At 42.6% G+C, this 14346-nt stretch carries 3 protein-coding genes and 1 pseudogene; all 4 read right to left on the bottom strand.

Features of this window, described 5'->3' with window-relative positions; genetic code table 11:
* Positions 1 to 2: 2 nt before the first annotated feature.
* Entirely contained in the window at positions 3 to 1679 is a 1677-nt protein-coding gene (locus ACFG4S_RS20085) for a PfaD family polyunsaturated fatty acid/polyketide biosynthesis protein (protein WP_392530790.1), read from the bottom strand.
* Positions 1680 to 1943: 264 nt separating this feature from the next.
* A complete protein-coding gene (locus tag ACFG4S_RS20080) occupies positions 1944 to 6695 on the bottom strand; it encodes a PfaB family protein (RefSeq protein ID WP_392530789.1) in 4752 nt (1583 codons plus the stop codon).
* 306 nt (positions 6696 to 7001) lie between these two features.
* Complete coding sequence (locus ACFG4S_RS20075) at positions 7002 to 8729, bottom strand: SDR family NAD(P)-dependent oxidoreductase (RefSeq protein WP_392530788.1); 1728 nt, start codon at positions 8727 to 8729, stop codon at positions 7002 to 7004.
* A 146-nt stretch (positions 8730 to 8875) separates the two neighbouring features.
* A pseudogene (locus tag ACFG4S_RS20070) lies at positions 8876 to 14316 on the bottom strand (beta-ketoacyl synthase N-terminal-like domain-containing protein).
* Between the last annotated feature and the right edge of the window lie 30 nt (positions 14317 to 14346).

Below are 14346 nucleotides of genomic sequence, written 5' to 3'. Positions count from 1 at the left end.
TTTTAAATCTCCAACAATGATGTAGAACGAATAGGGTGATACTGACTGTAATAATCGGAAGCTTGTAGTCCTTGAATTTTCAAATTTTGGACACGGTACAAAAAGGCTGCACCAGTCATAATTTGATTAGCAACATCAACTACCCGACGATTATTTGGTTCAGATAAGTAAGAACCGCGTACCCAGTCATTGAAACCGCCCATTGCCGGGCCACACCAAATTTGATAATCGACTTCTCTACCTTTTTCACCAGAACTCGACCAGCGAGAAGATAATCCTAAATACCAACGGAAAATCAACGCCATTTTTAGTTTAGGATTATTGACTGCTTTCCCAAGTTTCTCAGGGTTCTTTTGGGACAAATAAGCCGCAGTTCCTTCCCATACTTCAGCAATAGTTTTGCGAAAAACTTGTTTTTCTAATTTCTGCCTTTCTGCCAAAGGAATCTCTTCAATGGAATCATAAGCGCGATAGAGTTCAAATAATTTCTGCGCTCGCATGGGGAACATTGTACCCCGTTTGAGAACTTGCAATTTGACTCCCATTTCAAACATATCTGCTGCTGGAGCCATAATCATATCAGCCATTTCAGCTTGGGCTAGTAACTTTTTGGTATGCTCACAAGCCCCAGATTCAACACATGACTGATTAATGGAACCGGTCATTATATAAGCAGCACCCATCATAAAGGCTGCTAATGCTGATTGTGGTGTCCCAATTCCTCCGGCAACACCAATTCTAATGGGTGTTTGGTAATGATATTGTGCTTGAATTTCATCCCGCAAGGCAATAATAGAAGGTAACACACAAACCAGGGGACGGTTATCTGTATGACCTCCAGAATCAGCCTCGACGGTAATATCATCAGCCATCGGAACTTTGGCTGCAAGAGTTGCTTGTAACTCAGTAATTAACCCTTGTTCAAGAAGTTCTTTGATTATTCTGGCCGGTGCTGGTTGTAGAAATTTAGTCGCAACTTCTCGGCGAGAAATTTTGGCAATGATTTTATTTTTGATTTCAATTTGATTGGCGCTATTCAATCCCAATCCCGCAACACGGTAATAAACAATGTTGGGAGTCAAGTCGAGAAATGCAGATGCTTCTACTGTTCTCACTTGATATTTGAGATATAAATCCACAGCCCGGCGTTCAATCGCAGGTTCGTTAGGACTGTGAATTAAATTAAATGCGTAGGGCCCTTGAGGTAAAGCTTCTTGAATGCGATTTATGGCTGCTTCCAAACGTTCTGGAGTTAAACCACCTGCACCAAAGGAACTCAAAATTTGCTCTTTTCCGAGTGCAATGACCATTTCTTCAGAAGCAATTCCGCCAGCCATTGCGCCGGTAACGTAGGCATATTTCACTCCATGAGAGGAGAGAAAATTGGGATCTCCAAATTGTTGAATGCGGATTGGTGCTGCAAATGTTAGCAGTTCTACTTGTGCTGTTGTGCCATTATCACCAGGGGATAAATAACCCTCATTAGTGACACCGATTTTTCCGGCAACTTTCACGATGTAGCAGGGTTTATTTAATACCATCAATTTATCTTTGATGGTTTGTTTCTCAAAAGATACAGTTTCTAAAGAACCTTTCCAAACTTGGTTTTTGTTATGCGACCAAGCGGAGAAGTTAAGACCATTATCGTGTTTACTTAGTACCGTATCTACGGTTGTCACGGTAGTTATCCCTCGGATTACAAACAATGGATGATTAAATTTGAAGGGTGAAGGGTGTAAATTCTTGGAAAAAGTTTCAATACGGTTTGGTTAAGTTGTTTATCGCTCGGAGATCCCCCCAACCCCCCTTAAAAAGGGGGGCTATTTTCCTTTTTTAACTTCTTAAAGAAGCTATTTTTCTTATTCACCCCCTTTTTAAGGGGGTCGCCGTAGGCGGAGGGATCTTAACCTAACCATATTGACAAGAGTCTACATTTGAAATTCTCAGGATTCGTCGTTAAGCAAGTTTTGGGCGCAAGCTAGTTGCAATTGAATTATTTCGCTCATTTGCTGACTGTAATCTTGTCTAGCTTGTAAGAAGGCAGTGTGTGCTTTAGTTATCTTTGAATTATTAGCATTGAGCTTTTGATACTGGGTCTTATTTAAATCGAACATGCTGATGATGCTACTAATTTTTTTAGTGATGACAGGTGGCGAATGAAGAAGGTTTTGCTGCCCAATTGCGCTTGACTCAGAAGATTGTAATTGTTCTCTCGTTTCAAAAACGTTATCAATGATATTTTTCGGTTTTACTTCTTCTGACTGAGGCAAGATGTTAGGGGAGTAATTTTCTTCTTGGGTTATTTGGTTGGAAGTGTTAAGATAATCTGTGATTTCAGATTGTTGGATATTAGGTATATCTGGATGCTGTATTTTGAAGCGATCGCACTTAATATCCTCAACCAAATCTTTAACAAGGTTGCGATTTTCTTCGCTCAAAATTGTAGCAGCGATCGCTTTCCCACCCAAGGTAACTGTTCTCAATGTTGCTTTATTTTGATTAGCAGTTCCTTGAGCTTTGTTGTACAACGGTGATAAATCTACGTTCACCTGATGACTGAGTAGTTTTGCTAATGCTTTGACCATTGCAGCATGATCATCCATCCCTCTACGATTCAGAGAAACTGTGATGTGTTCTTTGTTGCCGAGAATTTTATCAATCCATCGTGAACAAACACTACCAGCGCCCGCTTCTAAAAATATTTTGACCCCATCACCGTAGACGCGATTAACTAATTGCGGAAAATCAAGTTCTTGGCACAATCCTTTGGCGATATTGTGCGCGATCGCATCGCTTTCAAGTACAATCGGTTGATAGTCGGCGGCGGAATAAAACACAATACCGGGAAGATTTTGCGATGGTAAGGTGTTTACCTTCTTGATTTCCTCGTACTGCGATCGCATCGCTTCACAATGTATCACATGGTCGAAGGGAGCGGGGAACGCATTGCAACCTAAAGTTGCAATCACTCGCTTACAGGCGGCATCTTCACCAGCGATTAATACTTCTTCTGGTGTGTTGATTTGAGTTAAGTAGACGCGATTCTCATGTTTCAGGCATTCTCTAACTTGAGATGGAGTAGCCATGAGAACATAGGTATTCCAAAAATTGTTGTTTGGTGAATCGGTTAATCCCCAATATTCACGCACAGCATTTTTTGGCCCAGATAATTTATCGCCAAATAGAGGTGATGAGTTTAAGGTATTACTTCCGCCCTCAAAATCACTCCAAACTCCTTGGGCAACCATCATACTAGTTTCACCCAAGCTATACCCAAATACAGATTGCGGCTTGACTTTAAAATCATCTCGGAAAATTGCCGTCATGTATCTAGCAAAGGCGATTTCACTTTCAAACATTGCTAGTGAATCATCTAACAATTGCTTTTCGAGTGTTTCTAGTTGCCTGGTTGTCAATTTAGGTAAGCTTCTGGGATAAACCAGCTTTTCAACATCGGCAGCCCGATTGTAGAGATTGTTACTTTTTAAATCCTCGAAGACTTTAGGAAATAAACGAAAAACAGTCCGACCAATGCCGATATAAGAATTGACTGCTGCGGGGTAAACATAAGCAACTGCTCCAGTTTTACCCAATGGTTTTGCTGTGAAATAACTTCCTATTGGTGTTTGCCAATCTGTACCGTTTTCAAAGGCATTATTTACACCTTTACGAGCAGATTCAATTTCTTTGAGTAAATCTTTTGTGTTACGTCCTGTAATTGATAAGACGTATTTTGGATTGGAATGCTGTTGAAAAGTAGCGAATGTTTCGCTGGCGGTAGCTGATAAAGAAGAACTAGCTTCGATGGATTTTTGAAGATGGTTTAGGATATCGGGTATAGTGGAGCGATCGCTAACTGCGATCGGAAACAGATGAAAAGGCATTTGTTGCAAATATCTATTGTCCCGTTCCTCTTGGCTGGGTTCCTCCGATAAGATTAAATGGGCGTAACTGCCATCTATACCCATGCTATTAATTGCTGCTATTCTGCGTGTACCGCCTTTATCGACAAACCAAGGTCTTGATTCCATCGCCACATAGAAAGGGCTACCTTCCCATACTTGCGGTGTTTTGACACCAGACCATTTTGGTGTGGCGGGAATATACCTGTAATAAAGACAGAGAGCGGTTTTGATTAAGCTAGCAATTCCCGATGCTGTATAGGTGTGGCCGATATTAGCTTTGACGCTGCCCAATGCACAGTGCAAACCATTGCCCACTTTCGGATAAGCTTGGAGTAAACCTGTGATTTCGGCTTCATCCTCTTGGGGAACGCCACTACCGAAGACTTCCACATAGTTAACTTCTGTGGGTTGAATCTCCGCCATTTGGAAAGCTTGTTTGCAGACATTGCTGATAGCTGAAGCATCAGGTTTTACCAAAGCGTCACCCAAAGTAGAATTACCTTGTGCAAAACTCATGGCATCAATTACTGCATAGATGCGTTCATTATCTTCCTTAGCGGCTTCGTAGCGCTTGAGGACGACAGCACCCGCACCTTCGCCAACCGTCCAGCCATTAGCTTGTTGGTCATAACCCAACGTATTCACACCTGTATTAATTGGGGCAAATTGGCTGCGGAATAAAACATTTTCTACACCACCGGCTAAATCTACCGCACCCACAACCACTGCATCTACTTCTCCAGTAGCGAGTAGCATTTGGGCAACTTCCAACGCTTTGAGAGCAGAATTTTCGCCAGCGCTGACGGTGAATGCAGGGCCAGTGAAATTCCACAAAGCAGAAATCCGACTTGCCATGATGTTGGCGATGTGACTCACATATTCGCCGATTTCTACAGGTTGGTGAATACTATCTTTGACAATGGTTTCCAGTTGGGAAAGTTGTTCAGCAGGTAGAGAAATTCCTTGGTTGAGTAAGCCGTCCTTAACTTGCCAAGATAGATTCCATCTTTGCTGTAGCTGATGCACAGAGAATTCTGTCTCGGCGGCGACTATAACCGCTACATTGCCACCCTCCTGTAGTTTCGCATCTTTGACGGCGCGATCGCTAACCTTCAGAAGCAACAATTGTTGTGGATTTAATTTCTCTATCTCATTCGGTGGGATTTTGCACGATAAAGTATCGATTTCAAAATCCTTGATATATGCCCCTACTGGTGCTTTTCCGTCTGCTAAACCGTACTCTTTCAGGACATTTTCTTGATTTTCTATACCATGCCATCTTTGAGGCGGTAGAGATATAAAATGCTGGGTTCCATCATAAATGCTGCGTTCAAAAGCATCTAAGCCATTACAGTTACCAAAAAAGGCATCCATGCCGACAATAGCAACTTTGGTAGGTGGAACAGGTGGAGTTGATTCAACTGATTCTGCTGTATTTCCTTGTTCTAAAATCAGATGAGAATTAGTGCCGCCAAATCCAAAAGCGCTAATAGCTGCCCGTTTAATTGGTGCATTATTATTTGGCCATGCCGTAGCTGTTCTAACAATTTTATCGGCGGAAATTGTACCTTTTTCTGAAGTCAAAGGTTCAGAAATATTCATGGTTGCTGGAATTACACCATGAGACATACTCAAAATCACCTTAGTCAAGCCAACCATGCCGGCAGCAGTTAGCAAGTGACCAGTATTTGCTTTAGCAGAACCTACCAGAGGTGCAGCTTGATTTTGACCAAAGAATGTTTCTATTGAATTGAATTCGGTTGTATCTCCTAGTAATGTGCCGGTGGCGTGACACTCTAAATAATCGATGCTTTTTGGACTAAAATTCGCCTCGTTATAGGCTCGTTCAAAAGCTAAGGTTTGTCCTTTAGGATTCGGACTTAATAAATGCTTCCCTTTGCCATCATTCGAGAGTCCATTACCGCAGATAGTGGCGAGAATATTATCACCATCTCTAACAGCATCAGAATATCTCTTCAGCATTACCATCCCAACACCATCGGCGGGGATTAGCCCTCTAGAGGACTTATCTAAGGGGCGGCTAATGCCATTTTCTGCATACCCTTGAACACCGGAAAATAACATCCGCACGAATAGTGAATCTGCACAACTGATAGCTCCAGCTAACATGACATCAGCTTTGTGTGACCATAAGTAATGAGATGCTAGTTTAATGGCATAAAATGATGACGAACAAGCAGCATCCAGACATAAATTAATCTGGGATAGAGATAGTGCTTGAGCAATGATAGATGCTGGTAAACCAGATATCATGGCATTGTATAAAGAGGCTTTGGTTGCACTTGGTAAAGTAGCTAAATCAAAGTCTTCACACTGCAAAAGTTCTCTGACAGCAGGGTTAATAGCTTGCTGGTAAATTGGAGAGAATAATTGATTAGATAATTTTGTTGGGAATGACAAATTACCTAAAATTACGCCACATTTTGCTAGAACAGTTTGATTACCCCAATAACCACTTTGTTCAATTGCTTGTTTAGCGGCATACAATGACCATTTGAAGGTATTATCTAAACCAGCAACAAATTCTGATGGTAGATTATATTCAGATGGATTAAACTGGAAGTTGCGGATGTATCCGCCTTTGAGAGAATAGGTTTTGTCTGGTGTACCTTTAACTGGATTGTGAAAGATTGTCGGATCTACTCCGATTTCTTCGACAGTTGCAGAGGATGTCGAATCTTTTTGATTAACGATGTTTTGCCAGTATTCTTCAGGATTCTTTGCATCGGGGAATAGGCATGACAATGCGATAATGGCTATTTTTTCCACGATTTATATGCTCCGAGTTTGGGTATTTAGCAAGAGATAATTAAAAGGCAGGATTTACGCTGTTCCCCAAACTTTAAACGAGGCAAGTTATAGCAATCCTAAGATTAAGCTAGCTTGGATAGTTTACAGTAAAGACTTTATTCCTTAGTACAAGATATCTAGCAAACTCTCTGCGAACCTTTGCGTTTCCCTTTGCGCCCCTTTGCGTTGAAAATTCAACCCTCAATTCGCCACAAGCTCACACAAATCTGTACTTATAAAACAAGGACTAAAGTCCTTACTACAAACTTTTAATTTCACAGATTACTAGCTTCTAAGCATTTTCATTGACCAAATAATCGCATGAGCGCCTAGCATTCGTGAGTATATTTTACCTTGGCGATCGTGTATGATAAAGTTTGCGATCGCACTACTTGGTGTCTTAGCTAGTACTTCACAAGAAACGTAAAATGTTTCGTTATGTGGTATCATCGCAAACTGTTCAAATTTTTCTACTTTTCCAGGTAAACAACCCTCTTCATGAAAGTGTTGTGTCCAAACCCATAAGGCGTGCATACTCAAGTCAGTGGTGTAAGGATTAACCCATTGCACGGGGAATTGTCCTTGTTCCTGTGGGGTGAGTTCTGGCCAAAGACATTCTGTAGTGATTTTTTCAGGAGTGATGTTTAAGACTCTTTTTATTTCCTGAAAACCGGGGCCGTGAAATAATGTAGCCCCACCATTTTGGTAAAAATCTTTTCCTGTCGCGGTAATGATATTATCTGGTTCGAGATTGAGAGATTCATAGATAGGTGGAACTGGGATTTCTCGCTGGAGATTGAGTTGAGCGCTAAAATGAAAATGGATTCTGCCTTCGGGGTTTTTACTCGAAATTTTGGCTTTAAGTTCGATTTTTTCAAGATTAACTTTAGAAATTTCTTCTATCTCTAAAATATGTTCCTTCGCTAATGTTTCATTGAAAGTAATCCCCTTTAAAACTTTAAAATCTTGGTAATTAAACAATCTGTAACCAGGATATAATTGTTCAGAAGCATTGATAATCCAGGTCATTGCACAAGTTGCGGGTAAAACTGGAGAACCAGCAATCGTATGATCGTGTAAAAATGGATTAGCTTCCAATGTCATTTGGCGACGAATACGATAAGTTCGTAGTTCTGAATCTAACTCTGCCGCCAGTGGAACCAGTGGGCTACCAATAACAACTTGTGCGGTTGCATGGTTGGCGTTATCCATTTCCTTAACCAGCATTTGTGCCCCAACTGCAATGGGAATTATATCGATTTTTCGCTCTTGAAAAATCTTCTTTAATTCTGCTGTCACCATCCCACTATCCCAAGCGCCCCAGTTGATAGCGACTACATGACACGAGGGATAACTTTGCTTAAATATATGGGCCGATTTGTTCAGAATTTCATTTGCGATCGCATAATCAGATTGTCCAGGATTTCCGTAAAATCCTGTTACTGAAGAGAACAAAACTAAATGCTGAAGTTGATTAGGGTTAACGCAAGTTAGTAGGTTTTCTAAACCTTGAACTTTGGCGGTGTAAACCTTTTCAAAATCCTCTTCTGTTTTCTTTTCAATTAACTTATCAGCTAAGTTTCCAGCACCGTGGATGATTCCGGTAATTGGGCCCAGATGTTGTACAGCAGTGGCAAGTTTTTCTTGTAAAGCTGGCGTATCTGTGACATCGACGCTGATATATTCTGCTTTAGCTCCGGTTTTTTCAATTGCTGCTAGAGTCTTTTTAATCTCGCGGCTGGAGGTAATTTTGTTATATATTTTTTGCACATTCATGGGTGTGGGCTTCTCTCCTTGAGAAAGAAGATTTTCCATGATGCATTTTTTCAATGCTGATTCATCGGAATTTTGAGCATAATCTGGCTCGGTTTCTAATAGTTCGGAGCGACCGAGGAGGATGAATTTGCAGGGTTGCTGTTGGGCTAATCTGATAGTACACTCAGCCGTAATCCCTTTTGCACCGCCGCTCACGACAAAGACAGATGATGGACTAAGCTGGGCTGTTTGTGTCATAAATCCTCTGGGATTAATTCGTAATTCGTAATTCGTAATTCGTAATTTAAGACAAGTTGTTCCTATCTCTTTCTCTGTGTCCTCTGCGCCTCTGCGGTTTTTTTTTAACGAACCACAGAGACGCGGAGAGCGCAGAAGGAGGGGATTTAATCGGCGATAATGGTGACTCGTCCTTGTGAGCCGTAGCCAACTTCACTTATATAAAGGTTGGGGTCGTGAAGTTCGGCGATGATGTTTTGTACTGACTGTTTAGCGTCAAGTCTAGGGCTTAGGTCGATCGCACGAGTAAATACTTTTGGCCATTCCCATCTCAGAGTTTTGGTTAATCCGAACAAACCAGCGCCGATCGCACCGAAGTTGACTTTGTACTCTAAACCGAAGGCTCCATCAAGATGAGCAACTGTGCAGAAACAACTACGTCCATGCTTTGCGGCTTCGTTGAGGGAAGGTTTGAGGTGTTTCGCCATCAAAAATACGTGCTTAACGATCGCCTTTTCTTGTTCGTTATAAGAAATACTCCCGGTGTGATTTCCTACAAACATTGGATGGAGATGGATGAAGGCCCCAATCGTTCCGCAGTGAGATGCGATCGCTTGCAATTGTTGTTGAAGATGTTCTTCACTTAAGTTTGCTAAGGTAACGCGGGTTACTCCTGTGGGTAAGGGCGCTTGTTGGGCGATGAGCGATTGGGGAAAGCTGATAACTACTACTTTCCAGCCTTTCTCGATTAGGGATTCAGTTAATTTGTAAGTGGTGAGGGAACCATCATCGGTAATTAAACCGATGTGTCCCTCTGGTAACGTGAAATCCAAATAATCGGGCTGTGGTAAACTTCTGAGTTTGACGAGATGGCGCTGGATATTATGCTCTAGTTCATGTTCTAATTCCGGTGGCTGCTGTTGGACAAACTCAGGCTCAGACTTTTTTTTTCACCTCCAGCCAACTGCTGTAGGTAATCAACTATTTGACCGATGGTGCGGAGGTCGCCGAGTTCTTCGATATTTGGCTTGGGTAAGTTGGGGTACATTTCTTGCATCGCCCCTAAAATTTCTACCCGTTTGATGGAGTCAATTCCTAAATCGGCTTCCATGTCCATTTCCAGTTCCAGCATCTCCACTGGATAACCGGTTTTATCGCTGGTGATGGCTAACAGGGTTTCGCCTAAGTTTGCAAATTCATCACTTGTAGAAGGAGCGGCTTCTGGTTCTGGGGTGAATGCGACAACTATGCTTGGTTCCGGTGCAGCGACTACCTCAACTACTGGTGCAGTCTCTACTGGAATCTCGGTTGCTGGTTGTATTTCGTGAACTGCAATTTCTACAGAAACACTTTTGGAAGCGTGAGATTGCAGATACTCTACAACTTGACCGATGGTACGTTTTTCTGACAGTTCTTCTAAGTTGGGCTTGGGTAGGTTGGGGTACATTTCTTGTAGTGCCCCTAAGATTTCCACCCGTTTGATGGAATCAATTCCTAAATCCGCCTCCATGTCCATATCCATTTCCAGCATTTCGACTGGGTAGCCGGTCTTATCGCTGGTGATGGCTAACAGGTTTTTATCCAAGTCAACAATATCGATGGTTGCGCCAGATACAGGTGCAGCAGTTGTGGGTGCTGGAGTAAATGCAACAACGTCGTTGACTGGGGGTGAGCTAATTTTGACTACAACCTCAGCTTGGGGTTCTTCTACTACTGGGACAGGTGGCGCGACTACAGGCTCTACTGTCTCGACAGTTGCGAAGTGCGGTGTGGGAAGTGGGGAGTAGGAAGTTTCAACTACAGGCTCTACAGCAGCCGGGAGAGGTTCTTGGGTAACATTTAAGCCATTTTTAGCTACAGGCTCAGTTACAGGCAAAGGCTGGCTTTCTACTATCTTGGTCGGTGCATCAGTAACAGTTGTTTCTGTGGTGAAGGGAGTGAAATTGTTGAGTTTCTCTGTTAGTTGAGTTGCTCCTTCACCTGAGATGATTTGAGAATACTCTTGCTGGATGAGTTGGAAAAAGCTCTTAGTATATTCCAGTTGCTCTTGGAGATATTGTTCATGGATGCGTAGGGTTTCACCTTGTTGGGAGTGAAACTGCATCATGCTACGCTCTAAGCTTTCCATGACAACTAGCTTCATTTTGGCAGTTTCGGCTGTTGATTTACTTTCACTCAACAAGGAATTCTGCTGCTGCATCAGTTGGAAAAACGCTTTAGCGTATTCCATTTGATGGTTGAGATAAGTACCGTGAACTTGTAAATTCTCGGCTTGATTTTCCTGGAACTGTGTCAGGAGATATTCTAAACTTGCTAAAAGTTGTTCGTAATTTGTAAGTTTTTCTGGTGTTGGTTGCATCTTAGATTCCTGGACTGGTTGTGACAGGGTAACAGGATTCATCTGTTGCTCTGGCTGGGTGATGATAGTAGCAGTCACACCGTTCGTTACTGGGGTAAGTTTTTTATGTCCGTTAGTTTCTATCACTGCTACAGGTGGAGTTACACCTGGGCTGCTAAATAAAGGAGCCGCAGTTTCAGAATATTCGGGAGTAGGTAATGTGACTTTATGCCCATCCTGCAAGGCGAGAGCGAAGGCATTTTTCGTTTTTTCGGATCTGTAGTTGATGCCGTTCAAACGGACATTTAATGTCTTCTTCGTCTCAATTGGGGGGATAGTTTGGGGAAGTTGGTAAGGATCGAGGTTATTCAAAGCCAAACCAATCACACGTAATTGCACAACTGCTTCTCGCAAAGAGCGATCGCTATTCTTTTGAGTGCTGGGATTTAGAGATACAGTAATATGTGGGCGATCGCCAAGAATCTCTTTCACCAAGTTGCTGAGAATTCTCCTCGGCCCGAATTCCACAAAGCAAGTACCACCCGCTGCATAGATATTTTCAATTTCCTGCTTAAACAGTACTGAGTTGGAAAGGTGCGTTTCCAGAATCTTTTGAATACCTTGAGCTTCCTTGGGATACTGCTTACTGGTAACGTTGCTGTAAACAGGGATTTTCGGACTTTGGAACTTGACAGACTTGGTAGCGATCGCAAAGGATTTCTGAGCAAAGGCGATTAGCGGTGTATGGAACGCTGCTGAAACAGGTAACAATACAGCTGTATATCCTTTCTCGTGTAAAATCTCTCTGACTTTCGCTATTTCTGCGGTCGGCCCAGCCAAGACAAATTGAGTGGGAGAATTTTGATTAGCGATCGCAACCTGGGGAAAATGTCTGATTACTGCTTCAACTTTGCTGATGTCTTCTTTGACAGCCAGCATACTTCCTGCATCATGATCTGGATCTTCGGGTGCAGCCATTGCTTGACCCCTAGCTTTCACTAAGAACAAGTAATCTTCTGTACTCAAAACCCCCGCAGCCCATAGTGCTGTGAGTTCCCCGAAGCTATGTCCCGCCACAAAATCTGACTTAAACCCAGCTTGTTGCAATATGCTGTACATCCCTGCACTCAACACCCCAATGGCTGGTTGAGCATATTCTGTGCGTTGTAAGGCAGCAATTTGGACATTCTTTTCTGCCTCTCCAAACACAGGATGAGGGAAAACGATTTCTGACAACGGCTGTAAATTATCTTTGAGCAACAGGCTATCCATATAGCCATGAAGACGGCGCATCAAAGGAAAATTCATCACCAGTTCGCGTCCCATCTCCAGGTATTGCGAACCTTGACCAGAAAATAGAGAGACAACTTTTCCGCCCAACTCCATACCAGAAGCGCGGTAATAAATCCCTTGGGGATGTTCCCAAGATGCGGCTGTTCCTTTGAGTTTCAGCCAGTCAATGCTAGTTTGCAGAAACTTACAAGCTTCTTCGAGATTTTCAGCGACAAATCCAAATCGGGGAGCAGAGAGGGGAATTTGTTGTGATTTGCACTCATTGACTAATTGTGCGTAGTATGAAATTGCTTCAGGCGATACTCCTGCGGAGTCACTTCGTGAACGCAACTTACCTAAAATCTCTTCCGATTTGCTCAACAATTGGTCTACTGTGGGAGCAAACAACAGCACTTCACTAGCATCGCTGTGTAAGCGGTAAGCGGCGTTTTGGTCGGCTTCATATTCTTCCAAAACAACGTGATAATTTGTTCCGCCAAATCCAAAGGAACTGACACCTGCGCGTCTTGGTGCTTCCCCTTCTGGACGAATCCAAGGTCTGGTTTCGGTATTCAAATAAAAGGATGAATTTTTAATGTTGAGTTTGGGGTTTGGCTCAGTGATGTTAATTGTCGGCGGTAATACTTTGTGATGTAAAGCCAAAGCAGTTTTAATCAAACTCGCCGCACCCGCAGCCGCTTTTGTGTGTCCGATTTGCGATTTCACACTACCCAAAGCGATGTGCTGCTTTTTGTCATCATGCACATCAAAAAAGTCTTTTAAAGAACCGAATTCTGTCGGATCTCCAGCCATTGTCCCGGTGCCATGTGCTTCCATCAAACCAACAGTAGCGGGAGAGAAGCCGGCATCTTCATAAGCACGTTCTAAAGCTTTAACTTGGCCTTCTTTGCGGGGAGCATAAATGCTCTTGTAACGCCCATCGCTGGAAGTACCAATACCTTTAATTACGGCATATATTTTATCGTTGTCCCGTTCAGCATCTTCCAGACGTTTGAGGACAATCATCCCGATACCTTCACCCAGCATCATCCCATCAGATTTAGCATCGAAAGGTTTGACATTTTCACTAGGAGAAACCGCCGGTGTTTTGCTGAACGAGATGTAAGCCATGATCGTGTTGTCGGTATCAACACCACCAGTCAGCATCATGTCAGAACGATGCTCAACTAGTTCGCTGATTGCCATTTTTAAAGCACCAAAGGAACTAGCGCAAGCCGCATCAACTACACAATTCATCCCACCAAAATTTAGGCGATTGGCAATTCTACCCGCGACTACGTTAGCTAACATTCCAGGGAAAGCGTTCTCATCCCACTTAACATAAGCGCTTCTGATTTTCTCAACGATTTTTTGGGTATCTTCATCAGATAAACCACTGCTTTTAAGTGCTTTTTCCCAAATCGGATATTCTAATCTCGCAGAAAGTGGCATTCCTAACTGCTTGGCCATCGCCACGCCTAAGATTACCCCAACCATTTCGCGGTTAAACTCACGTTTTTCGCCATAACCCGCATCTTCCATCGCCTCTTTCGCAACCACTAAACTTAATAGTTGCGATACATCTGTGACTTCTAAAATGCTGGGTGGTATGCCGAATTCCATCGGATTAAAATCAACCTCTGGAAGAAACCCGCCTCTTTTACAGTAGGTTTTATCTTCAGTCGTTCTAGGATTCGGATCGTAATAATCTTCAACACTCCAGTGAGTGGAAGGAACATCAGTAATACAGTCAATTTTGTTTACTATATTTTGCCAATATTCCCGTAAATTTCTGGCTTGAGGTAATAGAGAAGCCATCCCAACGATAGCTATAGGATTGTGTTGTAATTGTCTGTTAATTTTGTTGGTTGACACTGATTTATTTGGCTTATCTAAGTTCATCTTTTTTTCCTCAATAGACCTCATTACAACCTTTTCACAATTATTGATAAGGCTCTCTAACTCCGCTAAGGCAGTATCAATTGAATAAGCAGACATAGGGCATAGTGAGTACTGTGGATTGTGTAG

Origin of the sequence: Nostoc sp. C117, from assembly GCF_043099735.1 — a bacterium.
Classification (GTDB): Bacteria; Cyanobacteriota; Cyanobacteriia; order Cyanobacteriales; family Nostocaceae; genus Nostoc.
This window is presented reverse-complemented; position numbering and strand designations above follow the sequence as displayed.

What these genes read in the sequence shown, in the direction of transcription:
- ACFG4S_RS20075 (WP_392530788.1), bottom strand. Translation starts at nt 8,729, where the DNA reads ATGACACAAACAGCCCAGCTTAGTCCATCATCTGTCTTTGTCGTGAGC.